The organism is Dyella sp., from assembly GCF_035503745.1.
Taxonomy (GTDB): Bacteria; Pseudomonadota; Gammaproteobacteria; order Xanthomonadales; family Rhodanobacteraceae; genus Dyella_B.
On sequence record NZ_DATJTC010000023.1, the window covers coordinates 16,347 to 39,319 of the forward strand.

The window sequence follows — 22,973 nt, forward strand, 5'->3', positions numbered from 1 at the left end:
TTTTTTGCGCTCATCCGTGCCGGTTGCCGGTAGCGGGTATCGGCGGCTGCTTCATTCGCATGATCCACAATTGTTGATCCGGGCCGTTGCCGAACCTGGCTATGAAATCGCGGATCGTCAGATCCAGCCCGGGACGCGATCCTTCCCTTTGAATCCGTGCGCGCAGCAGCCAGTTCTGCGGATCTTCGGGATGGATCTGCAACAGGTGGCTGGAAATAGCCCAGGCCCTGTCCCAATCGCTCTTTTTGTCGATATACAGGTTGCACAGCTCGCGCAGACCCCAATCGTCATCAGGATTGATGCGAAGCGCTTGCTCGTAATCGCTGATGGCTAGATCGTCCCGCCCCATCGATTGGTAAACGAAGGCGCGCGCTTCGTAGCTGTCCTCGTCTTGCGGCGCCAGGGCAACGAGCGCATTGCCTTCGGACAGCGCCCACTGCGATTGCCCAAGACTGGCCAGGTTGTAAACGCGCGCCTGGCGGTGCGCCGTCTGGGATGGATCGAACCGAAGCACTTGGGAACGGAAAATGGCCGCCATATCCTGCCTGTAGCAGTGTCCCGCGGACCAGGCCGCGCTCATCAGCGTGCCGACCTTGCCCGGCTGCGCGAAAAGCACCTTGTACAGGCCGTATTCGCTTTGAGGAATGCATGGGGTGGCATCCACATACTGTCCGCCGCCGGTGCTTTCGGCCCGAAGCAACAGCAGCAGCGGATTGTCCTTGGCATGCCGCTGCGCACCGGCAATGAAACGCCGCATCAGCAGAATGTTACCGCCCCATTTCGGTTGCGCCATCCACACCAGGCGCGCATAGATCATGTAGCTGGCCGGTTCGATCGCCAGGCCTCGCCTGGCGGCGTCAAAGGCATAGCCGGCATCGCCGCCCAGCGCTGCTACGTAAATCATCGAGCCGTAGGCGGGAGTGACCCGCGGCTCGATTTTGACTGCGGCATCCAGGTCGGTGCGTGCCCGCAGCAGCAGGCGCTCCATCGACTCGAACGACGATTGCGGCGTCTTGTCGGCGTATTCGGTACCGCGCGCCTGCTGCGCCATGTTCAAATAAACCATGCCGCTCGCCGCCAGTGCGAATGGACTGCTCGGCGACTGCCGCTTCCATGCATCCATGAGCCCGCGGGTCTCGCCCGAGGCTTTGCCGAAATCGATATTGAAGGTGCGATCCAGCACATCTTGCGTATCGGGCTGGGCATGCGGGGCATTCATCACTTGGGCCAGACGGCGATCCAGCTCGGCGGCATGCCCGGCGCGGATAAGCTCGAACGCTTCTTCCTGCTTGATCGCCGGGTCGAATTCGTAGCGGCAATACGCACTGGTCGCCGCACTGGACCAGTCGAGTCCGGGAGGGTTGGGGTACGCCAGGCAGCGCTGCAAAGGATCGGTCAGCGCCTCGGCCTTGCGTGCGTCGTTCAGGAATTGCTGCAGCTGTGCATCGGAAAACGGCGGACTCGGCGGCGTGTAGGACACAGGCGGCGTCCGCCGCAACGCCGTCCGGGATGGCATCGGCACCGCCGGCTCCATGTGGGAAAGTCGATAGGATGCAAAACCGACGGCACCGATCAGGGCAAGCCCTGCCAGTGACAGCCCAAGCACGCGCGAAGTCATGTGGCCCCCTTGTTGGCCCGGACAAACTCGCACGGCCGCGCCAAGTCCGCAAGAAACCCCCTTCCGCCCTGCCATCGTCCAGCTTCCTGGCGGCACGCATCGCAAGCGGTAAAAACTGCACTGACAAGTACCAAAATGCGGTTCGCCATGCCGACTTTTCGTGTAGGCCAAGGCCAACCCGAAACCCGATTGCATGACAGTTCTGTTAGACTGTGATCGCAAGAAAATGTTGACGTAAGGCTTTGCCCATGTTGACAAAGCTACAGGGGAACCCGGTCACGGGTTGATCAAAATAAGGAACCTTTCGCGGCCCATGCGTGGACCGGCAACTGGCTGTTTCGCCCTGCTTCCCATACAGGCGCGGGCCGGTGGCTCATGACGGTGGCCCGCGAGGGAAAAGAGCAGTGCCAGAGCAGGCTGGGGTGTATGAGCGCAATCATGGAAACCGGGATCAGCGATGAGGACATCCTGCTCAGGCTGAAGGATGTGCTGCACGACACCTTCGAGATCGACCCTGCGCGGGTATCGCAAGAAACCCACCTGTTCACGGATCTGGAACTGGACAGCATCGATGCCGTGGACCTGGCCATCCAGGTGCAGGACATGACCGGCATGCGCATCAAGCCCGAGGACTTCAAGAACGTGCGAACCGTGGGTGACGTCGTCACCACCGTGCGCGCGCTGCTGACCCGCTGACCCCGCGGCCGGCCTCTCGTCATGCTGCACGCGCAAGCATCCGCCGGGCACGTTTTCCAGCCCTGCGCGTTGATTCCCATCTACAACCACAAGGACACCATCGCGACGACGGTGCGGTCGCTGCGCGCGCACGGCCTGCCGGTAGTGATCGTGGACGATGGCAGCGACGAGGCCACCTGCGCGGTGCTCAAGGCACTGGCCGCCGATGAACCGTCCGTCCGGCTGATCCGCCTGCCGCGCAACGGCGGCAAAGGCCGCGCACTGACCGCCGGCATGATTGCCGCCCGCGACCTGGGCTATACCCACGCACTGCAGATCGACGCGGACGGCCAGCACGACACCGCCGACGTGCCGCGCTTTCTTGCCGAAGGCCAGGCCCATCCGCGCGCGCTGATCTGCGGCCAGCCCATCTACGACCACAGCGTGCCGCGCGCGCGCCTGTATGGCCGTTATGTGACGCATGTATGCGTGTGGATGGAAACACTGTCGTTCACACTGCGTGATTCGATGTGCGGTTATCGTCTGTACCCGCTGGAAGCAACCTGCGCCGAGATCGATCGCAAGCCCCTGCCCGCGCGGATGGATTTCGATACGGAAGTGGCTGTGCGGCTGGTATGGCGCGGTGTCGCGGTACGCAACCTGCCAACCCGGGTGATCTATCCGGCCAACGGTCTGTCCCATTTCCATATGCTGCGCGACAACCTGCGCATATCCGCCATGCATACCCGTCTGCTGCTGGGCATGCTGCCGCGCGCACCGATCTTGCTGTGGCGCAAGCGCAGGAGGTCGGCATGGGCGGCATGAGTGATACCGCCTTGACGCATGTTGCCTCTCCTGCTGCTTCGCAGGGCGAGGCCAGGAGGGGCCCGCTTGCACTTGCCTCAAGGCAAGATTGCTTTACCCCTCCCCAACCCTCCCCTGCTCGCAGGGGAAGGAGCGCGTTGAGGTTGGTTGTGATGTTGCTGCTCTTTTTCGTGGACGTATGCGCGCACGCGCAAAACGCATCGCCCGATCTGCTGAACAACGTGCTCCACCAGTTGAGCCAGCACGCCGCCGTGCGTGCTGCCTTCACACAGCAGCGCCAGAACCCCGCGTTGACGCAACCGCAAACAAGCAGCGGACAACTGCTGTTCGTCACCGGCCGCGGCATGCTGTGGCAAGTGCAGCAGCCTTATCGGGAAACGCTGGCGCTGACCGGCAGCCGCACGCTGCGCATCGATGCCAGCGGCCATGCGCAAACGGTGCACGGCGATCGCGGCGTCAGCCAGATCTCCCAGATGCTGCAATCGATGCTGGCCGGACAGTTGGACACCGTGCTGCGCCAGTTCAATGTCACGGCCGAGGGCAGCGCCGCGCAATGGACGCTGCACTTCACGCCCAGGCAATCGCGCGTGGCGCAGGTGCTGCGCGCCATCCAGCTCGATGGCGGCGCCTTCCTGCAAGGTATCCGTATCGACATGCAGGACGGCACACAGACCGATATCCGCATGACCGACACGCGCGATGCCGGCACGCTAAGCGCCGCGGAAAAACAGGCGCTCGGCCTGCCATGAATCCACGAGGCCTGTGGTGGCGCGCGGGTGCATTCGCGGCGGCGACGCTGCTGATCGCCCTGCTCGGCGCGTGGCTGCTGTTTGGCCGCGGCCGCTCGCCGATCCAGACCGACCTGCTGGCCATGCTGCCGGCGACCGAGCGCAACCCGCTGGCCGACGTGGCTGCGCAACGGCTGGCCCACGCCAATGGCGACCGCGTGATCCTGCTGGTGGCCAACGCCGATGACGAGCGCGCCAAGAACGCCGCGCGCGCGCTTGGCAAGGCACTGGCGAAAGATCCGGTGTTCGCCTCCGTCACCGCCCAGCTGCCGCCGTTCGATCTGCAGCAACTGGCCGCACCGTATCTGGCGCATCGCTTCACGCTCCTTACCGATGCCGATCGCAGCGCGATCACGCAACCCGGCTACGACCCCGCGCAGGCACTCGCGCAACGCGTGAACGAACCCTTCGACATCGGCGTGGGTACGCGCTTGCAGGACGATCCGTTCGGCTGGCTGCAGCACTGGCTCGATCAGCAACCGTGGAGCCGCTCGCAATTGCTGCCCGAGGACAACCTGCTCACCGCGCACCGCCAGGGCACCAGCTACGTGCTGGTGACCGCCACGCTCAACGGCTCCTCCTATGACGATGTCATCCAGCGGCGCGCGCTGGGCGTCATCGACGCTGCCGAAAAAGCCATCGAACACGATCAACCCGGTACGCACGTGCTGCGCACCGGCGCCTTGTTCTACGCCGAGGCCGCGCGCGCCGGCGCGGAGCACGACGTACACATGGTCGGCTGGATCTCCACCCTCGGCATCGCATGGCTGCTGCTGGGCGTCTTCCGTTCGCCGGGGCCGTTGCTGCTGGCGTTTCTTTCCACCGGCATCGGCGTGATCGCCGCCACCACCGTCAGCGTGCTGGTGTTCGGGCAGATCTACCTGCTGACGCTGGTGTTCGGCGCGGCGCTGCTGGGTGAGGCGGTGGATTATTCCATTCAATATCTCAGCGCACGCGCCAATGCCGGCGCGGCGTGGGAACCGCGCCAAGGTTTGCGCCAGGTGCGCCCTGCCCTGTGGCTTGCGCTTGGCACCTCGCTGCTGGGTTACGCGCTGCTGGGCCTGGTGCCGTTCGCCGCGCTGCGCCAGATGGCCTGCTTCGCCATGACCGGCATGACGATGGCGTGCCTTAGCGTGTTCTGGCTGCTTCCGGCCCTGCTGCAGCGTCCGGCCCGGCCGCTTTCCGCGCCTGCCGTACGTGGCGCGCTGATATTGCAGAGCACCGTCTGGCGTGCCGCATCGGGAAAGCGCGGCGTGGTGCTGGCCCTGCTTTTGCTCTGCTTTGCGGTACCTGGCTGGCACCAACTGCGGCATGACGACGACGTTCATCTGCTGATTTCGCCTCCCGCGACACTCGCCGCGCAGGAAGCGCAGATTCGCAGCATCACCGGTCTTGGCAACGGCACCCAGTTCTATCTGGTGCAAGGCGCCGATCAAGAGCAGGTCTTGCAGCGCGAAGAAGCGCTGGAGCAGCGCCTGCAAGGCATGGTCGATGCCGGACAGCTACAGAGCTGGCTCGGCCTTGCCGGCATGGTGCCTTCGCTGCGGCGCCAACACGCTAACCTGCAAGCACTGGCGCCGCTGTTTGCGCAGCCCGACCGCATGCGCCAGTGGCTGGCCGGCGCCGGCTTCCGCGCGAACGATATCGATGCGTGGCTGCAGGCATGGCCGGGCACGCCACTGAAACTGACAGCGTGGTTGAAGACACCGCTTGCCGCACCGTTTCGTTATCTGTGGATGGACGGCAACGCCAGCCATGGCGTGGCTTCGCTGGTGCTGCCGCAAGGCGATGCGCCTGGCGCCGCGCTGCAAAAAGCCGCCGAGGGACTGCCCGGCGTCACGCTGGTGGACAAGGCCGCCAGCACGTCGGCGCTTTTTGGCCGCTATCGCCGCTACGCCAGCGTGTGGCTGGTTTGCGCGATCATGCTGATCGTACCGGTGTTCGGCTGGCGCTACGGCCTGCGCGAAGTACCGCGCGTGCTGGCGCCGCCGGTGCTGGGCATCGGTTTTACCTTGTCGATGCTCGGCTATCTGCAGCAGCCGCTGACGCTGTTCCACTGGATGGCCTTGATGCTGGTGCTTGGCGTGGGCGCCAATTACGCGGTGTTCCTGCGCGAAGGCGAGCCGCACATCGCGCATCGTCCGGGCGCGATGTATGCCAGCGTATTGCTGTCGGCGGTTACCGCATTGCTGTCGTTCGGCCTGCTTGCGCTGAGTTCGATGCCGGCATTGCGCGATTTCGGCCTGACGCTGCTGCTGGGCATCGGCTTTACCGCTTTGCTGGTGCCGACCAGCGTGCCGCACCGGATGCTTTCCCCATGAACACTTTTCACTTCGCACGGAGCACTCGCCGATGAAGCGCGTCGTCATCACCGGCATGGGTGGCATTACGCCGCTTGGACACGATTGGCCGCAGATCCAAACCCGCCTGCGCGAGGGCCGCAACGCCGTGCGCCGCATGCCGGAGTGGGATTTTTTCGATTCGCTCAACAGCCGGCTCGGCTGCCCGGTCGATGATTTCAAGCTGCCCGACTGGCCGCGCAAGCATTTACGTTCGATGGGGCGCGTGGCGCAACTGGCGGTGGCGGCGAGCGAGCGTGCGTTGCGCGATGCGGGCCTGCACGAGGATGCCAGCATCGCCGATGGGCGCATGGGGGTTGCCTATGGCTCGTCCGGCGGCAGCATCGAACCGGTGCGCGTGATGGGGCGCATGCTGGAAACCGGCTCCATGCAAGGTGTCACCGCCACCAGCTACGTGCAGATGATGGCGCATACCACCGCCGTGAACGTCGGTGTGTTTTTTGGACTGAAGGGCCGTATCTTGCCCACGTCCAGCGCATGCACCTCCGGCAGCCAGGCGATCGGTTTCGGCTATGAGACGATCCAGCAGGGCAAGCAGAAGCTGATGCTCTGCGGCGGCGCGGAGGAACTTTCCGGCCCCGGCGTAGCAGTGTTCGATACGCTGTTCGCCACCAGCACGCGCAACGACGAGGCCCCGCTCACGCCGCGCCCATTCGACCGTGGCCGCGACGGCCTGGTGGTCGGCGAAGGCGCCGCGACGCTGGTGCTTGAGGAATACGAGCACGCCCGCGCGCGCGGCGCGCGCATCTACGCGGAGGTCGTCGGCTTCGGTTGCAACTCCGACGGCAATCACATCACGCAACCCACCAGCGAAACCATGGCCACGGCGATGCAGCTGGCCCTGCAGGATGCACAGATTCCGCCGCATGCGATCGGCTACGTCAGCGCGCACGGCACTGCTACCGATCGCGGCGACGTCGCCGAAAGCCACGCCACGGCCAACGTGCTGGGTTCGCGCGTGCCGATCAGTTCGATGAAAAGCTACGTCGGCCACACGCTGGGCGCCTGTGGCGCGCTGGAATCCTGGTGGGCGGTGCAGATGATGCGCGATGGCTGGTTCGCGCCCACGGTCAACCTGGCCGACCCCGACCCGGCCTGCGCGGAACTGGATTACATCACCGGCCCGGGCCGCGCGATCGCTGCGGGCTACGTGATGAACAACAACTTTGCGTTCGGCGGCATCAATACGTCGCTGATCTTCAAGGCATGCGGTTGATGCGCAGGCACTCTGCCCCTGCCTCAGTCGGCTCCCTCCCCTGCTTGCAGGAGAGGGTTGGGGTGGGGTCGCTCAATCTTGCCGAAAAGCTTGAAGGGCATGCCACCCTTCCAACCTTCCCCTGCTCGCAGAGGAAGGCGCGGAGCGTTGGGGACATCACATGATGGACTTCCACATCGAACAATGGCGCGCCTGGGCGCCGGGATTGGATAGCGAGGAGGCGTGGCGCGCCTGGGCGGAAAACCCCGTGCGCGTGAATGACGGCGATGCGCAGCCGTCCTGCGATTTCCTGCCCGCCATGCAGCGCCGCCGGCTCAGCCGGCTGGCGCGCATGACCATGCACGTCGCGTGGCCGCTATGCGGCGACGATGAACAGCTGCCGCTGGTCTTTGCCTCCCGCCACGGCGAGACGCCCCGCACGTACGCCCTGCTTGGCGAGGTGGCGCAAAGCCAGCCCCTGTCGCCCACCCAGTTCGGCCTGTCCGTGCACAACGCGATCGCCGGGCAGTGGTCGATCCTGCGCGGCCAGCGCGGCGAATCCACGGCCATCGCCGGCGAAGCCGATACGTTCGAACACGCCATGGTGGAAGCGGCCGGGCTGTTGGGCGATGGTGCTCCGTCCGTGCTGGTGGTGATGGCCGAGGAACGCCCGCCCGCGGCCTACGACGAGTGGATCGAGGACGTACCGTTTTCGTATGCTCTGGCCTTGCGAGTGGGGAGCATCGACGCAAGCGGCGATGCACGGGAGGGCACACGCTGGCGGTTGCGCCTGGCAGCGGTCGAGGGCGAGGCCGGCGCCGCCGCATGGCCGCACGCGCTGGCATGGGTCGGCGCACAACACACGCAACGCGACACCCTGGTACACACATGGAAAGCACGTCGATGGATCTGGCAGCGAATCCCCTAGCTCGCTCCGGCGCGGGCAATTATGCCTGGCGGCTGTGCGCCACCGGCGCCAGCTTCGTGCTGTTCGGCCTGGGCGGCCTGGTGCTGCGCCTGCTCGTGCTGCCTTTGCTGGGTGCATTGCCGGGCGATGCGCGTACGCGCCGCCGCCGCGTGCGCGCGGCAATCAGCAGGGCGTTCTACCTGCACGTGCGGTTCATGTATCGCAGCGGCGTGCTGGACTATGACTTCCATGGCATGGATCGGCTGGGCCGGGCAGGCCAGATGATCATCGCCAACCATCCCTCGCTGATCGACGTGGTGTTCCTGATCGCGCATATCCGCGATGCCAACTGCATCGTCAAGGAAAGCCTGTGGCGCAATCCGTTCACGCGCGGCCCGGTATACCGCGCACACTACATCAGCAACAACGGTAGCCCCGACATGCTGGAAAAGGCCGCCGATGCGCTGCGCGAAGGGCAGACGCTGATCGTCTTTCCCGAAGGTACGCGCACCAAACCGGGCCAGGCGCCGGTGTTCCACCGGGGGGCGGCGGCCATTGCGCTGCGCGGCGCGCGTATCGTCACGCCCGTGTTCATCAGCGTGGCGCCTACCACGTTGACCAAGGCCGAACCCTGGTATCGCATTCCCGAACGCCGCGTGCGCGTAACCTTGCGCGTTGGTCAGGACATCGTGCCGGCATCCTACACCGCCGATGCGCCGGCACCGATCGCCTCGCGCCGGCTCAACGCGCATCTGCATCGCCTCTTTCTCAAGGAGCTTGGGTCATCGTGAACGACTTGCAGCAGGAAATCGCCCAACTGATCATCGACACCCTCAACCTCGAAGATGTGACGGTGGAAGACATCCCACCCACGCTGCCGCTGTTCGGCGAAGGCCTGGGCCTGGATTCGGTGGACGCGCTGGAACTGGCGCTGGCGTTGCAGAAGCGCTACGACATTCGCATCGCCTCCGATTCCAGGGACGCGCGCCAGCACTTCACCACTGTCGCCCACCTCGCCGCCTTCGTGCAGGCGCAGCGGACCGCATGAGCAAAATCTCCTCCATCCTGTTGCCACTGGTGGGCGTGCTGTACCCGTTCGTGGTGTATTTCGGCATGGACCGCGTGCCGCCGCCGATGTTCGCGCTGGCGCTGGGCGCGATCTGGCTGATCCGTGCGCCAAGCCTGGTGAAGCAGCCCGGCGGCAAGCTGATGCTGGGTGCGGCGCTCGCCTATTGCGCGTTGCTTGCCTTCAGCGGCAACGATGCCCTGGAACGCTGGTACCCCACGCTGATCAGCGGGCTGCTGCTGTGCGCGTTCGGCTTGAGCCTGATCTACGGACCGCCGCTGGTGGAGCGCATCGCGCGCGTGCGCGAACCGGACCTGCCTGACGCAGCCATTCCCTATACGCGCAAGGTCACGTGGGTGTGGGTGTGGTTCTTTGTCTTCAATGGCGTGCTCTCGGCCGCGCTCACGCTGTGGGCGCCACTGGCCTGGTGGACGCTTTACAACGGCCTGATCGTGTATTTCATCATGGGCACGCTGTTCGTGGGCGAATGGCTGCTGCGACGCCGCCTGAGGGCTGTAGCGTGAGCTTGGACCTGGCGCACATCGCCCGCCGCCTTCGCACTCATCCATGGGTGGACGATGCGCAGTGCGGCGATGCCGCCGGCACGCCGGGCGCGTTGGTTGCGCTCACGCGCGAAGGCGTCGATGCGCTGTGCCGCCAAGGGCGGCAACTCGTGGCCGATACGTTGCAACAGCATGTTGGCGCGAGCCTGATCTTTCGGCTGTTCGATGACATGCCAAGCCTGGTTTCCGCCTCGCAGATCGATGCCCTGCTACAGGCGCCGCTGCCGCGCGATGCGCTGCTGGAGCACGAACACGAACGCGATGGCGCCTGGACGCTGGCGCTGCGCATTCCGCTCGACCTGATCTATTTCCCCGGCCATTTTCCAAAGGCGCCAGTATTGCCCGGCGCCGTGCAAGTGGCGTGGGCGTTGTCGATGGCGTCGCCGCGTCTTGGCACACCTGTGCGCTGCACGGTCATGGAAGCGCTGAAATTCCAGCAATTGCTGCGCCCTGGTGACCGGGTCGAGCTGTGCTTTCATCACGACCCTTTGCGGCGTAAATTGCACTTCGCTTATCGCCATGGCGAGCAAGCGTATTCTTCGGGTCGCCTGGCATGGAGTGCCGCGTCATGAACGAACAAGTGGTGCAGGAACGCCACTGGTCCGCGCACAAGGAGCGCGGCAGCCTTTTCCTGATGCGTCTGACCGCATTCAGCGTGCGCGTATTCGGACGCCGCCTGCTGGCGCCGGTGCTTTACCTGATCGTGCTGTATTTCTTTGCGTCGGCGCGCAGCGCGCGGCGCAATATCGGCCAGTACCAGGCGTATCTGGCCGCCTGGAGCGGCAACGATGCGCTGCGTCCCACGCAGGGCCGCGTGTTCGGCCAGTTCATCGCCTTCGCCGACAACTTGCTCGATCGGCTGGATGTGTGGCGTGGGCGGCTGCGGTTCGAACAGGTGCAATTGGTCGATCCTACCGGCGTGCGCGCGCGCCTGCTGCGCAGCCAGCATGGCGGGCGCGGGGAAATGCTGGTCGTCACGCATCTTGGCAACCCCGATGTCTGCCGCGCGATGGCGGAACTGAGCGAACAGGTGCCGCTCAACGTGCTGGTGCACAATCGCCATGTGGCGCAGTTCAACCGTCTCTTGGGCGAGGCCGGCGATCGCAGCATGCGGCTGATCCAGGTGAGCGAACTGGATACGGCAATGATGATGGATCTGTCGCAACGTCTGGAGCGCGGCGAATGGCTGGCGATCGCCGGCGATCGCGTGCCGCTGCACGATGGACGGCGCGTCACGGTGGATTTCCTCGGCCATGCGGCCGCGTTTCCGCAAGGCCCATGGCTGCTGGCCGGCCTGCTGCGCTGCCCGGTAAACCTGCTGTGCTGCCTGAAGGTGGAAGGCCGCTACCGCATCTATCTGGATCGTTTTCTCGATGCGGCGCAGTGGCAGCATGGGCGGCGCGATGAAGCCATCTTCGAATGGGTGCAACGCTATGCCGACCACCTTGCGCGGCAATGCTTGATCGCACCGCAGCAGTGGTTCAATTTCTACGCGTATTGGCAACCTGTCCCGCCGGAGGAGGCCCGCGATGCGCACTAGTGGCGTACTGCATACCACCGTGGACATCGTGGTGCCCTTTTTCGATGTCGATTCGATGAACGTGGTCTGGCATGGCCACTACGTAAAGTATCTGGAAGTGGCGCGCTGCGCGCTGCTCGACCAGATCGGCCACAACTACACGCAAATGAAAGCCTCCGGCTATGCGTGGCCGGTGATCGACCTGCAGTTGCGCTACGTGCAGGCCGCGCGTTTCGGCCAGCGCCTCGCCGCCCGCGCGGACCTGGTCGAATGGCAGAACCGCCTGCTGATCCATTACCTGATCCAGGACGCCGCCTCCGGCCAACGCCTTACCCGTGCCAGTACGGTGCAGGTCGCTGTCAAGCTCGCCAACGGCGAGATGCAACTGGTGTCTCCCGAGGTGTTCACCGATGCGGTCGAACGCCGGCTTCGCGATGCTTCGCACCTACCTCATTCCGCGCCATGAACTACGCCAGCCCCACTTACGTCGAAGAAACCCGCATCGGCTTTCGTTTCCTGGCCACGCATACCTGGCAACACCATGTGCTGCGCGTGGCGATCAACGATTTGAAGCGCCTGATCGGCGAACCGCTGCCGCAAGGCGGCAGCCTGCTCGACGTGGGCTGCGGGCAAGGCAAATCCTTCCGGCTGCTTCGTGACGCGTTCCAGCCCACGCGCATGCTGGGGCTGGATGCCGATCCGCACAGCCTGGCGCTTTCCGAAGCGGAAGCCGGCCGCGAGGGCATCGCCGTGGAATTGCTCGCCGCCGATTGCGCGACGATTCCACTGCCCGATGCCAGCGTCGATGTCGTGTTCTGCCACCAGACCTTTCACCATCTGGTGGAGCAGGAACGCGCGCTCGCACAGTTCTGGCGCGTGCTCAAACCCGGAGGGTTGCTGCTGTTCGCCGAATCCACCAAGGCGTACATCGATACCTGGGTGATCCGCTGGTTTTTCCGCCACCCGATGCAGGTGCAGAAAAGCGCTGACGAATACCTTGCGATGCTGCGCTCGCAAGGCTTCCAATTCTCCGCCGGCAATGTCTCCTTTCCCTACCTGTGGTGGAGCCGCTCGAAGGATTTCGGCCTGCTGGAACGCTGGGGCCTGCGCGCGCCGCCCCCACCGGGCCAGCGCGAGGAAACCCTGGTCAACGCCGCCGTACGCAAGCCCAGGCTCGCATGAACGCGTATTTGAATGCCCTGGGCATCGTGTGCAGCCTCGGTGCGGGCAAGGCTGCCGTGGCGAAGGCGCTGTTTACAGGCGCACGCCACGGTATTTGCAAGCGTGAAGGCTGGATTCCCGGCCATGCGCCGCCACTGGGTGCCGTGGAGGTGCCGCTGCCGCCGATTCCCCAAGCGCTGGCTGGCACGCGCGACAACCGCAACAACCGGCTACTGCTCGCCGCCGCGCAGGAAATCGAAACGGACATCCGCGCCGCCATCGCCCACTACGGCCACGCACGCATCGGCGTGGTGCTCGGTACCAGCACCACCGGCATCGAGGAAGCCACCAACGGTATCGCCGCCTACCGCCGCGACGGTACGTGGCCGCCCGATTACCGCTACGCGCACCAGGAACTGGGTGCGCCCGCGGCGTTCCTGGCCCAATGGCTGGCGTTGGGCGGCCCCAGCTACAGCATCTCCACCGCGTGCACGTCCGGCGCGCGCGCGTTGCTGAGCGCGCAACGCCTGCTCAAGCTCGGCCTTTGCGATGCAGTGCTGTGCGGTGGCGTGGACACGCTATGCCGCCTGGCCATCAACGGCTTCCATGCGCTCGAAGCGGTGGACATGCAGCCGTGCGATCCGTTTTCCAGGCATCGGCGCGGCATCAACATTGGCGAGGCGGCGGCACTGTTTTTGATGACGCGCGAACGCGGCCCCGTGCAACTGCTGGGCGGCGGCGCCAGCTCCGACGCCTACCACATGTCCTCGCCCGATCCGCAAGGGACCGGCGCGCAAACCGCCATGCGCAACGCGCTGCGCAACGCCGGCCTCGATGCATCGCAGATCGATTACGTCAATCTGCACGGCACCGCGACCGAGCACAACGACAGCATGGAAAGCCAGGCCGTGGCCTCGCTGTTCGGGCGCCCCGTGCCGTGCTCGTCCACCAAGTCGCTGACCGGCCACACGCTGGCGGCGGCCGGCGCGCTGGAAGCGGCGTTTTGCTGGCTAAGCCTCATCGACGACCGCGCCAAGCGCCGGCTGCCTCCGCACATATGGGATGAACAAGCCGATCCGGCACTGCCGGCGCTCGCCTTCGTGCGAGTCGGCGATCATCTGCCCACGGGCGGCCGCCGCTACTTGATGAGCAATTCGTTCGCTTTCGGCGGCAACAACAGCAGCCTGATCCTCGGTGACCCGGCATGAAACCGTGGCCGATCGCCGAGGTACTGCCGCATGCGGGCGAGATGATTCTGCTCGATCGTATCGAGCACGTGGAAGCCGAACGCATCGTGTGTACGCGGACCGTGCGGCCCGGCGCACTGTTTGTCGATGCCGATGGCAGCCTGCCCGCGTGGGTCGGCGTGGAGCTGATGGCGCAAGGCATTGCCGCATGGGCCGGCTGCTGCGCGCGCGCGCAACAGCAAGCGGTGCAACTGGGCTTCCTGCTCGGCACGCGGCACTACGCCTGCAACGTGGAGGCGTTTCCGGCCCATGCGCAGCTGCGCGTGGAAGCGGTTCGCAGCTTTCACGACGAACACGGCATGGGCGTGTTCACCTGCCGCATCGATGCGCCCGGGATCCACGCCCAAGCGCGCCTGACCGTATACCGACCGCACGACGCGGACGCTTTTTTCCAACAGCTTGCCGGAGAGCCGATGCATGACTGACACGATCCTGGTAACCGGCTCCAGCCGCGGCATCGGCCGCGCCATCGCGTTGCGGCTGGCCAGCGCCGGCTACGACCTGGTCCTGCATTGCCGCAGCCGGCGCGATGAAGCCGAGCAGGTGCGCGGCGCGGTTGCCGCGCTGGGCCGCAACGCTCGTATCCTGCAATGTGACGTTTCCGACCGCGCCGCCTGCGCGGCCACGCTCGAAGCGGATGTAGCGGCGCACGGCGCGTATTACGGCGTCGTGTGCAACGCAGGGCTCACGCGCGACGGCGCCTTTCCCGCGCTCAGCGAGGACGATTGGGACCAGGTGCTGCGCACCAACCTCGACGGCTTCTACAACGTCTTGCATCCCCTGGTCATGCCCATGATCCGCCGCCGCAGCGCCGGGCGCATCGTGTGCATCACGTCGGTGTCGGGCTTGATCGGCCATCGCGGCCAGGTGAACTACAGCGCCTCCAAGGCCGGCGTGATCGGCGCGGCCAAGGCGTTGGCCGTGGAACTGGCCAAGCGCAAGATCACCGTCAATTGCGTCGCGCCGGGCTTGATCGACACCGACATGCTTGGCGAAGACGTACCTGTCCAGGAAATCATCAAGGCCATACCCATGCAACGCGCCGGCACCGCGGATGAAGTCGCCGCCGCCGTGCAGTTTCTGCTGAGTCCGCAAGCGGCCTACATCACGCGCCAGGTGCTGGCGGTGAACGGCGGCTTGTGTTGAACCTACCGTGCGCAACGCGCCCATGGCCCATCACGCTCACCAAAGGAGATCGATCTGCATGAAAGCGAAGCAACTGGCACTCTCCGCCCTGCTGTTCGCCACCCCCGGCCTGGTGCTGGCGGCGGACAAGGTCGTGCATTTCCCCTTCGCGAACGGCGTCAACGCCGCCACGCAAAGCGGCAAGCTCGATGGCACCGTGAAGTTCTACCTGGCCGGCCATCAACCGGACGGCAAGGTCACCATCGTCAACGACGACATCGAAATCACCCGCCGCACCAACGCGTTCGGCAAGGCCGACCAGAAAACCTGCGACTGGGTACTGCAGTCGGTGTTGATCGCCCTGCAGGACGAAGCGAAAAAGGCCGGCGCCAACGCGGTGGTGGACATCGTGAGCGACTTTGGCAATGTCTACAGCGACCCGCAGAACTACGAATGCCACGTCGGCTTCCTGATGTCCGGGGTGGTGCTGAAGGCCAAGCTGGCCAAAGTGCAGTAAGCCGCGCGAAGGCCTGCGCCGCTCGCCGGCGTACGACCTGGCCATACATGAACAACCCCCTGATGCGCCGCATCAAGGGGCCATGACGGCGCCTGCGCTACAATTGCCCGGCTACCGTTTCCCGTCCCCGGAGTTTGTGATGCGCCCGTTTCCCCTCGGTGAAGAGATCGACCTGCTGCGCGAAAGCGTGCACGCCTTCGCGGAAAAGGAGATCGCCCCGCGCGCCGATCACATCGATCGCGAGAACCAGTTTCCGCACGATTTGTGGCACAAGATGGGCGAGCTGGGCCTGTTGGGCATGACCATCCCCGAGGAATACGGCGGCACCGGCCTGGGCTTTCTCGCACACATGGTAGCGATGGAGGAAATCTCCCGCGCGTCCGGCTCGGTCGGTCTTTCCTACGGCGCGCATTCCAACCTTTGCGTGCAGAACGTGTTCCATAACGGCAACGAAGCGCAACGGCGCAAATACATTCCCAAGCTGTGCACGGGCGAATATGTCGGCGCGCTGGCGATGAGCGAACCGGGCGCAGGTTCGGACGTGGTCGGCTCGATGCAATGCAAGGCCGAACTGCACGGCGACGTATGGGTCGCCAACGGCTCGAAGATGTGGATCACCAACGGCCCCGATGCCGACGTGCTGCTGGTCTACATGCGCACCGCCCCGCGCGTGGCGGGCAGCCGCTGCATGACCGCCTTCATCATCGAAAAGGGCATGAAGGGTTTCAGCACCGCGCAAAAGCTGGACAAGCTCGGCATGCGCGGCTCCAACACCTGCGAACTGGTGTTCGACCAGTGCGAGATTCCCGCCGAGAACATTGTCGGCGAAGTCAACGAAGGCGTGCGCGTGCTGATGAGCGGCCTGGACACCGAGCGCCTGGTGCTGTCGGGCGGCCCCATCGGCCTGATGCAGGCGGCGCTGGACCTGGCCCTGCCCTACGTGCGCGAGCGCAAGCAATTCAACGCGCCGATCGGCACCTTCGGCGTGATGCAGGCGAAGATCGCCGACATGTACACCGCACTGCAAGCTTCGCGCGGCTTTGCGTACATGGTTGCGCGCCAATTCGATGCCGGCATCAAGTCGCGCATCGACCCGGCCGCCTGCTTGCTCAATGCATCGGAGAGCGCGGTAAAAGTGGCGCTGGAAGCGATCCAGACGCTGGGCGGCAACGGCTATATCAACGAATTCCCGGCCGGACGCCTGCTGCGCGATGCCAAGCTTTACGAGATCGGCGCAGGCACCAATGAAATCCGCCGCATGCTGATCGGGCGCGAGTTGTTCCACGGCAAGTACTGAAACCGGGTCTTGACGCACCGACCAACGAGCCCGCCGATGGCGGGCTTTTTTACCCGGCCAAATCAGAACCGCAAACTGTAATCGAGCGTTCCCATGGTGGCATGCTCGCGCTGCGCGTCGTATTCGTTCAGGCCGAACGATAGATTGGAGCGCTTGGAAAATTCCCAGTTCAGCGCCAGCCCCGCCACGCTGCCATAGCGCGACAAGCCGATACCATCGACCGGCGTAAACTGCTCCAACGCCGTGAAGCTGGCATAGGGCGATACGCCGTGCATGGCGAAGGCATCCTCCCACAGCAGTCTGGCCTGCAAGCTGAGCGAGGTACCGTTAGCCATCCTCCACTCGCGCGAACCGCGTACCCCAAGTCCACCCTGCCAGCGCTGGATGGATTGCGCGCCAGACGCCAGGCCGAAGCCATCGCCGCCCAGTTCGTTGAAACCATCACGGTTGACGTCGGCATATTCGAGGCTGGAGAACGGCGTGAGTTTCCAGTTGCCCAAGTTGAAGCGATAACCGCTTTCGCCATAGGCCACCTCGTAACTGCCGTTGCTGAAACTCGATACGCCGGCGGTCTGCGTGCCCAGAATCAGCTCGCGACGCGTGTCCTGCCAGTCGCTGCCGACACCCAGGCGCCCCATCACATATCCATTGCCCTGCACCAGGCCGCCGTACACCATGCCTTCCAGTGCACGGCTGTAGCCCTGGTCCGCGGTCTGCGCGAGATTGCCCAGCCCTCGGCTTTGGCTCAGCGCGTAACCGACGATACCGCCGTTACCCACACTGCGATCGCCGCCGATCATGTTGCCGTTGAGCTGGAAGCCAAGGCTGTCGTAACCGCTGCGCGAGAAACTGCCCTGGTAGCCCAGGTTCTGCGTCCAGCTCTGGAACTTGCCCGAAACGAGCACCTGCGGATGATCAAGCAAGGCATCGAAGCGATCGGACAGCGCCTGCGTATCGGCATCGATCGCCTCGAACGTCATCGCCGCGCTTGCCGCATACATCTGGCCGGAAAGGCTGTTCAACGACTGCTGTAGCGCCGCGACCGAGGGCGCCTGCTGGATGCTTCCGGCGCCGCTGACGAAGCTGCTCGGCAGCGCCTGTGCGGCGGCACCGCTCTGCATCACGCTACTGACGGTATTGAAGGCGCTTTGCACGCGTTGCGCGGCGGCGTACGTCGCCGAGGAATACTGCAGGCCCTGGATCTGCGTGAGGTTTACGCTGGTCACGTTGAGATAGGCATCGTACGGCCCGTACTGCAGGGTCGCCTGCAGCGCCACGCCCGATGCCCATGTCAATGAGGAGAACGTTCCGCTGAGGCCCGCGCTCGTCAACAACACTTCGGTATGCGAATTGATCTGATAGCCGCTGTCGGCGCCATAGACGTAAAGCGCCGCGCTATGGCTAAGCGTGGCGCCGCCGGTGACCTGCAGCGAAGAACCCAGCGGCACGGCCAAACGCCCGCCCGACTGCGTGTATGTGCCGGTCATGGTGAGGTTGGTGCTGCCGACCACCAGCGCCCCGCTGTTGTTCACCGCGCCATTGATCAACGGCACCGTCGAAGTGGAGGAGTTGCCGGTGATCGCCAGCGTCCCGTTCGACGCGATGGTGGCGCTCGAATTGAGCGATACCGCGTTCAAGGTACCGCCGTTCACCGTGGTGCCGCCGGTATAGGTGGAAGGCTGGCTCAAGGTGAGCGTACCGGGGCCATCCAGGATCAATCCGCCCGCGCCGGAAATCGGATTATTCCAGCTTGAGGTTCCGCTAAAACCGACCTCGACATTGCCCCAGTTCAATTGCTCCGGACCGTTCACCGCCGCACCGACGTTGAGCACGCCGTAGCCGAAGGTGGGGTTCGGCTGCGAACCGCCCAGGGGCGTGGCCGTGCCCAGCAGGGTCTGCTGCACCAGGTAGTTGGAGAAATACGGATACGCCTGCCACACCAGCGCTGCCGCGCCGGACACCTCCGGCGCGGCAAACGACGTACCCTCCACGATGTAATAGGTCGGGTTGCTGGTGCTGGTGGTGGTGTCCTTGTCCAGCACGATCACATCGCCGGGTGCGGCCAGGCAGTAGGCCATCGCGTTGCCGCATTGGTTCGAATAGCTGTCCAGTTGGGTGGGGCTGTTACTGTTCAGGGCCACGGCGACCAGCCAGCCTTTCTGCAAGGCGGGGTCGTTGGCGACCGTGGGCAGCGAGGCAATGGTGCTGGGGTTGGCCTGCGAATCGTTACCCGCCGCGAACACCACCAGGCCGTTGTGCCCCTCCACGAAAGGCGCATACGCCTGGTCGAACGCTTGCGTGGTCGCGGTATCGCTGGCGCTCCAGGAAATGCCGCCCCAGGAATTGTTCATGATCTGCGCGCCGGCCGAGATCATTTGCTGGGTTACCGTCAAAAGCGGCGCCGCATCGCTGCTGGTGACCTGGGTGGGCGCAGTCGAACCGTTGTCGTCGGGGGCGTTGTCGTCGATGATGCGCGCCGATACCAGCGAAGCTCCGGGCGCGATGCCGCCGGCGAATCCGGCGAATGAGGTACCCGCTGCGATTTCCGACACCCATGTGCCGTGCCCGACCACGTCGGGAATGCTGGTGTTGTTGCTCGACGGATCGACGTCGATGAACTCCTCGCCCACGCGCCCTACCAGCGCGGCGTTGTTGGGCATGATGCCGCTGTCGACCACGCCGATGGTGATGCCCGCGCCGGTATAGCCCTGCTTCTGCGCCGCATAGGTATTGGTCAACGCAAGCTGCGCATTGCTGGGCGGCGTGGGAACCGGAGTGCTCGAAGAGGGCGAAGGCGAAGGCGAGGGTGACTTGACGTTGCTGTTGCCGCCCCCGCCACCGCATGCGCCAAGCCCCAGCGCCAGCCCCACCAACACCGCCATATCCCGACGACGCCATGCATGAATTCCGGCTGCCATAAGCCACCTGCCCCCAGTTAGCTTTGCTGGTCCGCGCCCCGCGCCGGCCCCAGCCAAGCCGGGGCATCCGACTACCGCTATCCAGCTGCAGTTTGTCACAACGAAAGGCCGCTGGAGGGCGCGATTTCTCACGAAAACTTACGTTTGCTGCCATGCATCGAGGGCTGCGATAATTCGCAAGTTATTTCCCCGGGCGCGATGCGCCCAAAGCTCCCTCGGAGACCCCATATGTCGGACGTTAGCGTTGTCATCGCAGCTGCCAAGCGCACTGCCATCGGCTCTTTCCTCGGCCAGTTCACCGGCGTGCCCTCCCCCAAGCTCGGCGCCACCGCCATTCGCGCGGCACTCGAACAAGCCGGCGTTGCCGCGGGCGATGTCAACGAGGTGATCATGGGCTGCGTGCTGCCCGCCAACCTCGGCCAGGCCCCCGCGCGCCAGGCCGCCCTGCACGCCGGGCTGCCCCCGGCGACCGGCTGCACCACCGTCAACAAAGTGTGCGGCTCGGGCATGAAGGCAATCATGTTTGGCCATGATTTGATCAAGGCCGGCTCGGCGGCCGTGGTGGTGGCCGGCGGCATGGAGTCGATGACCAACGCGCCGCACATGGTCAACGCGCGTACCGGCATCCGCTACGGCGACGGCCAGCTGGTCGACCACATGGCCTGGGACGGCCTGACCAATCCCTACGACGGCAAGGCCATGGGCGTATTCGGCGAGCTGTGCGCCGACAAGTACCACTTCAGCCGCGAAGAACAGGACGCCTTCGCCATCGAGTCGGTCAAGCGCTCCCAGGCCGCCCAGGCATCGGGCGCGTTCAAGGACGAGATCGTTCCGGTCACGGTGCCCGGCCGCAAGGGCGAGGTGGTGGTGGATACCGACGAGCAGCCCGGCCGCTCGGACATCGCCAAGGTCCCTTCGCTCAAGCCCGCGTTCCGCAAGGAAAATGGCACGATCACCGCGGCCAGCTCGTCGAGCATTTCCGACGGTGCCGCCGCTGTCGTGTTGCTGTCGGCGGACGACGCCAAGGCGCGCGGCATCAAACCGCTGGCGCGCATCGTGGCCCACGCCACGCATTCGCAGGAGCCGGAGTGGTTTACCACCGCGCCGGTATCGGCCATCGGCAAAGTACTTGAAAAGGCCGGCTGGAAGGTCGCCGACGTGGACCTGTTCGAAGTCAACGAAGCGTTTGCCGTGGTCGCCATGGCACCGATGCGCGAGCTGGGCATTTCGCACGACAAGCTCAACGTCAACGGCGGCGCCTGCGCGCTGGGCCATCCCATCGGCGCCAGCGGCGCCCGACTGGTCGTTACCTTACTCAATGCATTGAAAACCCGCGGATTGCGTCGCGGTGTGGCATCCTTGTGCATCGGCGGCGGCGAAGCCACGGCCATCGCCGTCGAGCGCCTGGACTAAACACGTCCGACCTCAGATCCGTATGAGGGGCTTGTCAGCAGCAACCGGCCGAGTCGTCCGACTTCGGCCGGCGCTTTAATGCGGTATAAAGTTGTTCGTTGAAACCGGTAGCGTTGTTAAGATGAAAGCGCTATTAATAATCCGCCAATTGGCATTCCACGGCTAAGGAGATCCATCATGAAGTTCACGCGTACCCTTCTCGCCTCTGCGCTCGTCGCGCTGCTGGCGGCTTGCAGCAATGGCGCGCAGGATTCCGCGCAGGACGCGCAGAAGTCGGCTGACCAGGCCCAGCAGGCAGCTTCGCAGGCTGCTGACCAGGCTTCGAAGGCTGCTGCTGCTTCCACCGCCGCAGCTCCGGCTGCTGCTCCCGCTTCCACCGCTGCTGCCCCGGCCGCTGCTCCCGCTTCGACCGCTGCCGCCGCCCCGGCCTCGACCGCTCCGGCCGCTGCCAACGCGATGAAGAGCGACGCTGCCAAGGACACCAAGAAGGGCAACTAAGCCTTCTGCAGGTTCGTACCCAACCGGCCGCCCATGGGCGGCCGGTTTTTTTATGTCCGCCGCCCTTCCGCCGGCCCGGCTTTAGCGATGACCGGCGTACCCCGTTATCATCCACGGTTTGCCAGCCGGTCGCCGTACGCAGCCATGAGCATCCTAACCTCGCAGATCGATCCCAAGTCCCCGGAATTCCAGGCCAGCAGCAGCCAACTGCGCTCACTCGTGGAGGATCTGCAGCGAGAGATGGCACGCAGCGCCGAAGGCGGCGGCGCCAAGGCACGCGAAAAGCACACCGCGCGCGGCAAATTGCTGCCACGCGAGCGCATCCGCGCCTTGCTTGACCCGGGTTCGCCCTTCCTCGAACTTTCCCCGCTTGCCGCGCACGGCATGTATGACGACGCCGCCCCGGCCGCGGGTGTGATCGCCGGCATCGGCCGCGTGGGTGGCCAGGAAGTGGTCGTGCTCGCCAATGATGCGACGGTCAAGGGCGGCACGTACTTCCCGATGACCGTCAAGAAGCATCTGCGCGCGCAGGAAGTGGCGCTGGAAAATCGCCTGCCGTGCATCTACCTGGTCGACTCCGGCGGCGCCTTCCTGCCGAAGCAGGACGAGGTCTTTCCCGACCGCGAACACTTCGGCCGGATCTTCTACAATCAGGCGCGCATGTCGGGCTTGGGCATCCCGCAGATCGCGGTGGTGATGGGCTCGTGCACCGCCGGCGGCGCCTACGTGCCGGCGATGAGCGACGAGACCGTCATCGTGCGCGAGCAGGGCACCATCTTCCTGGGCGGCCCGCCGCTGGTGAAGGCGGCCACCGGCGAGGTGGTCGATGCGGAAACGCTGGGCGGAGCGGACGTCCATACGTCCATTTCCGGTGTGGCCGACCACTACGCCGAGAACGACGCCCACGCGCTGGCGATCGCCCGCGACATCGTCGCCAGCCTCAATCGCAGGAAGGCCATGCCGCTGGCGCTGCGCGAACCGGTGGAACCGAAATACCCGGCCGAGGAACTGTACGGCGTGATCCCCGAGGACACCCGCCGCCCGTTCGACATCCGCGAGGTGATCGCACGCATCGTCGACGGCTCGGAGTTCCACGAATTCAAGGCGCGCTACGGCAAGACCCTGGTGTGCGGCTTCGCCCACATCCACGGCTACCCGGTGGGCATCGTCGCCAACAACGGGATCCTGTTCGCCGAGAGCGCGCTCAAGGGCGCCCACTTCATCGAGCTGTGCAACCAGCGCAACGTGCCGCTGGTGTTCCTGCAGAACATCACCGGCTTC

Annotated in this window: 23 protein-coding genes; 21 read left to right on the forward strand and 2 right to left on the reverse strand. The window is 65.0% G+C overall.

What is annotated here, in order from left to right:
• Positions 1-10 precede the first annotated feature (10 nt).
• On the reverse strand, positions 11-1,480 hold the full coding sequence (locus VME63_RS09140) for a hypothetical protein (RefSeq protein ID WP_325432490.1): 1,470 nt from the start codon (positions 1,478-1,480) through the stop codon (positions 11-13).
• Positions 1,481-2,056: 576 nt separating this feature from the next.
• On the opposite strand from VME63_RS09140, the gene VME63_RS09145 reads away from it, so the two are divergent.
• The 18 genes from VME63_RS09145 (at position 2,057) to VME63_RS09230 (ending at position 16,863) form a co-directional block, all read left to right on the forward strand.
• Positions 2,057-2,314: an acyl carrier protein gene (locus VME63_RS09145; RefSeq protein ID WP_325432493.1), complete on the forward strand. Its 258-nt coding sequence runs from the start codon at positions 2,057-2,059 to the stop codon at positions 2,312-2,314.
• Between the two features lie 21 nt (positions 2,315-2,335).
• A complete protein-coding gene (locus VME63_RS09150) occupies positions 2,336-3,118 on the forward strand; it encodes a glycosyltransferase family 2 protein (protein WP_325432495.1) in 783 nt (260 codons plus the stop codon).
• 152 nt (positions 3,119-3,270) lie between these two features.
• Complete coding sequence (locus VME63_RS09155) at positions 3,271-3,867, forward strand: outer membrane lipoprotein carrier protein LolA (RefSeq protein WP_325432497.1); 597 nt, start codon at positions 3,271-3,273, stop codon at positions 3,865-3,867.
• Positions 3,864-6,227, forward strand: a complete 2,364-nt coding sequence (locus VME63_RS09160; RefSeq protein ID WP_325432499.1) for an MMPL family transporter — start codon at positions 3,864-3,866, stop codon at positions 6,225-6,227. Before VME63_RS09155 ends, VME63_RS09160 begins: the two co-directional genes overlap by 4 nt.
• Positions 6,228-6,258: 31 nt before the next feature.
• Positions 6,259-7,482, forward strand: coding sequence for a beta-ketoacyl-ACP synthase (locus VME63_RS09165; protein ID WP_325432501.1), 1,224 nt, complete (start codon positions 6,259-6,261; stop codon positions 7,480-7,482).
• A 160-nt stretch (positions 7,483-7,642) separates the two neighbouring features.
• On the forward strand, positions 7,643-8,389 hold the full coding sequence (locus VME63_RS09170; protein ID WP_325432503.1) for a beta-ketoacyl synthase chain length factor: 747 nt from the start codon (positions 7,643-7,645) through the stop codon (positions 8,387-8,389).
• Positions 8,365-9,159 (forward strand): lysophospholipid acyltransferase family protein, encoded by a 795-nt coding sequence (locus VME63_RS09175; protein ID WP_325432505.1) that lies wholly within the window; start codon positions 8,365-8,367, stop codon positions 9,157-9,159. Before VME63_RS09170 ends, VME63_RS09175 begins: the two co-directional genes overlap by 25 nt.
• Complete coding sequence (locus VME63_RS09180; protein WP_325432507.1) at positions 9,156-9,416, forward strand: phosphopantetheine-binding protein; 261 nt, start codon at positions 9,156-9,158, stop codon at positions 9,414-9,416. Before VME63_RS09175 ends, VME63_RS09180 begins: the two co-directional genes overlap by 4 nt.
• Positions 9,413-9,958: a hypothetical protein gene (locus VME63_RS09185; RefSeq protein WP_325432509.1), complete on the forward strand. Its 546-nt coding sequence runs from the start codon at positions 9,413-9,415 to the stop codon at positions 9,956-9,958. The genes VME63_RS09180 and VME63_RS09185 overlap by 4 nt, the downstream gene beginning before the upstream one ends.
• Positions 9,955-10,569 (forward strand): hypothetical protein, encoded by a 615-nt coding sequence (locus VME63_RS09190; protein ID WP_325432511.1) that lies wholly within the window; start codon positions 9,955-9,957, stop codon positions 10,567-10,569. Before VME63_RS09185 ends, VME63_RS09190 begins: the two co-directional genes overlap by 4 nt.
• The gene (locus tag VME63_RS09195; RefSeq protein ID WP_325432512.1) at positions 10,566-11,537 is read left to right on the forward strand and encodes a glycosyl transferase; all 972 of its coding nucleotides are present in this window, start codon (positions 10,566-10,568) and stop codon (positions 11,535-11,537) included. The genes VME63_RS09190 and VME63_RS09195 overlap by 4 nt, the downstream gene beginning before the upstream one ends.
• Positions 11,527-11,982: an acyl-CoA thioesterase gene (locus VME63_RS09200; protein ID WP_345786034.1), complete on the forward strand. Its 456-nt coding sequence runs from the start codon at positions 11,527-11,529 to the stop codon at positions 11,980-11,982. Before VME63_RS09195 ends, VME63_RS09200 begins: the two co-directional genes overlap by 11 nt.
• Positions 11,979-12,698: a class I SAM-dependent methyltransferase gene (locus tag VME63_RS09205; protein WP_325432514.1), complete on the forward strand. Its 720-nt coding sequence runs from the start codon at positions 11,979-11,981 to the stop codon at positions 12,696-12,698. Before VME63_RS09200 ends, VME63_RS09205 begins: the two co-directional genes overlap by 4 nt.
• Positions 12,695-13,885, forward strand: coding sequence for a beta-ketoacyl-[acyl-carrier-protein] synthase family protein (locus VME63_RS09210; RefSeq protein ID WP_325432516.1), 1,191 nt, complete (start codon positions 12,695-12,697; stop codon positions 13,883-13,885). Before VME63_RS09205 ends, VME63_RS09210 begins: the two co-directional genes overlap by 4 nt.
• The gene (locus VME63_RS09215; RefSeq protein WP_325432518.1) at positions 13,882-14,349 is read left to right on the forward strand and encodes a hotdog family protein; all 468 of its coding nucleotides are present in this window, start codon (positions 13,882-13,884) and stop codon (positions 14,347-14,349) included. The genes VME63_RS09210 and VME63_RS09215 overlap by 4 nt, the downstream gene beginning before the upstream one ends.
• The gene (gene fabG, locus VME63_RS09220) at positions 14,342-15,070 is read left to right on the forward strand and encodes a 3-oxoacyl-ACP reductase FabG (RefSeq protein ID WP_325432520.1); all 729 of its coding nucleotides are present in this window, start codon (positions 14,342-14,344) and stop codon (positions 15,068-15,070) included. Before VME63_RS09215 ends, fabG begins: the two co-directional genes overlap by 8 nt.
• A 58-nt stretch (positions 15,071-15,128) precedes the next feature.
• Positions 15,129-15,566, forward strand: coding sequence for an excinuclease (locus VME63_RS09225; RefSeq protein WP_325432522.1), 438 nt, complete (start codon positions 15,129-15,131; stop codon positions 15,564-15,566).
• A 139-nt stretch (positions 15,567-15,705) separates the two neighbouring features.
• Positions 15,706-16,863, forward strand: coding sequence for an isovaleryl-CoA dehydrogenase (locus VME63_RS09230; RefSeq protein ID WP_325432524.1), 1,158 nt, complete (start codon positions 15,706-15,708; stop codon positions 16,861-16,863).
• 62 nt (positions 16,864-16,925) lie between these two features.
• Here the strand turns inward: VME63_RS09230 and VME63_RS09235 are convergent, their stop codons facing one another.
• Positions 16,926-19,745, reverse strand: coding sequence for a S8 family serine peptidase (locus tag VME63_RS09235; RefSeq protein ID WP_325432526.1), 2,820 nt, complete (start codon positions 19,743-19,745; stop codon positions 16,926-16,928).
• Positions 19,746-20,009: 264 nt separating this feature from the next.
• On the opposite strand from VME63_RS09235, the gene VME63_RS09240 reads away from it, so the two are divergent.
• The 3 genes from VME63_RS09240 to VME63_RS09250 all read left to right on the forward strand — a co-directional run.
• Complete coding sequence (locus VME63_RS09240) at positions 20,010-21,194, forward strand: acetyl-CoA C-acyltransferase (protein ID WP_325432528.1); 1,185 nt, start codon at positions 20,010-20,012, stop codon at positions 21,192-21,194.
• A 177-nt stretch (positions 21,195-21,371) separates the two neighbouring features.
• On the forward strand, positions 21,372-21,692 hold the full coding sequence (locus tag VME63_RS09245) for a hypothetical protein (RefSeq protein ID WP_325432530.1): 321 nt from the start codon (positions 21,372-21,374) through the stop codon (positions 21,690-21,692).
• Between the two features lie 144 nt (positions 21,693-21,836).
• Positions 21,837-22,973 (forward strand): carboxyl transferase domain-containing protein (locus tag VME63_RS09250; protein WP_325432532.1); only part of this gene is annotated, 1,137 nt, incomplete at its 3' end.

Coding starts and splice junctions, on each gene's coding strand:
- VME63_RS09245 (WP_325432530.1), top strand. CDS start 21,372: ATGAAGTTCACGCGTACCCTTCTCGCCTCTGCGCTCGTCGCGCTGCTG.
- VME63_RS09205 (WP_325432514.1), top strand. CDS start 11,979: ATGAACTACGCCAGCCCCACTTACGTCGAAGAAACCCGCATCGGCTTT.
- VME63_RS09185 (WP_325432509.1), top strand. CDS start 9,413: ATGAGCAAAATCTCCTCCATCCTGTTGCCACTGGTGGGCGTGCTGTAC.
- VME63_RS09200 (WP_345786034.1), top strand. CDS start 11,527: ATGCGCACTAGTGGCGTACTGCATACCACCGTGGACATCGTGGTGCCC.
- VME63_RS09170 (WP_325432503.1), top strand. CDS start 7,643: ATGATGGACTTCCACATCGAACAATGGCGCGCCTGGGCGCCGGGATTG.
- VME63_RS09240 (WP_325432528.1), top strand. CDS start 20,010: ATGTCGGACGTTAGCGTTGTCATCGCAGCTGCCAAGCGCACTGCCATC.
- VME63_RS09235 (WP_325432526.1), bottom strand. CDS start 19,745: ATGGCGGTGTTGGTGGGGCTGGCGCTGGGGCTTGGCGCATGCGGTGGC.
- VME63_RS09215 (WP_325432518.1), top strand. CDS start 13,882: ATGAAACCGTGGCCGATCGCCGAGGTACTGCCGCATGCGGGCGAGATG.
- fabG (WP_325432520.1), top strand. CDS start 14,342: ATGACTGACACGATCCTGGTAACCGGCTCCAGCCGCGGCATCGGCCGC.
- VME63_RS09195 (WP_325432512.1), top strand. CDS start 10,566: ATGAACGAACAAGTGGTGCAGGAACGCCACTGGTCCGCGCACAAGGAG.
- VME63_RS09225 (WP_325432522.1), top strand. CDS start 15,129: ATGAAAGCGAAGCAACTGGCACTCTCCGCCCTGCTGTTCGCCACCCCC.
- VME63_RS09165 (WP_325432501.1), top strand. CDS start 6,259: ATGAAGCGCGTCGTCATCACCGGCATGGGTGGCATTACGCCGCTTGGA.
- VME63_RS09210 (WP_325432516.1), top strand. CDS start 12,695: ATGAACGCGTATTTGAATGCCCTGGGCATCGTGTGCAGCCTCGGTGCG.
- VME63_RS09230 (WP_325432524.1), top strand. CDS start 15,706: ATGCGCCCGTTTCCCCTCGGTGAAGAGATCGACCTGCTGCGCGAAAGC.
- VME63_RS09155 (WP_325432497.1), top strand. CDS start 3,271: ATGTTGCTGCTCTTTTTCGTGGACGTATGCGCGCACGCGCAAAACGCA.
- VME63_RS09145 (WP_325432493.1), top strand. CDS start 2,057: ATGGAAACCGGGATCAGCGATGAGGACATCCTGCTCAGGCTGAAGGAT.
- VME63_RS09175 (WP_325432505.1), top strand. CDS start 8,365: ATGGATCTGGCAGCGAATCCCCTAGCTCGCTCCGGCGCGGGCAATTAT.
- VME63_RS09160 (WP_325432499.1), top strand. CDS start 3,864: ATGAATCCACGAGGCCTGTGGTGGCGCGCGGGTGCATTCGCGGCGGCG.
- VME63_RS09150 (WP_325432495.1), top strand. CDS start 2,336: ATGCTGCACGCGCAAGCATCCGCCGGGCACGTTTTCCAGCCCTGCGCG.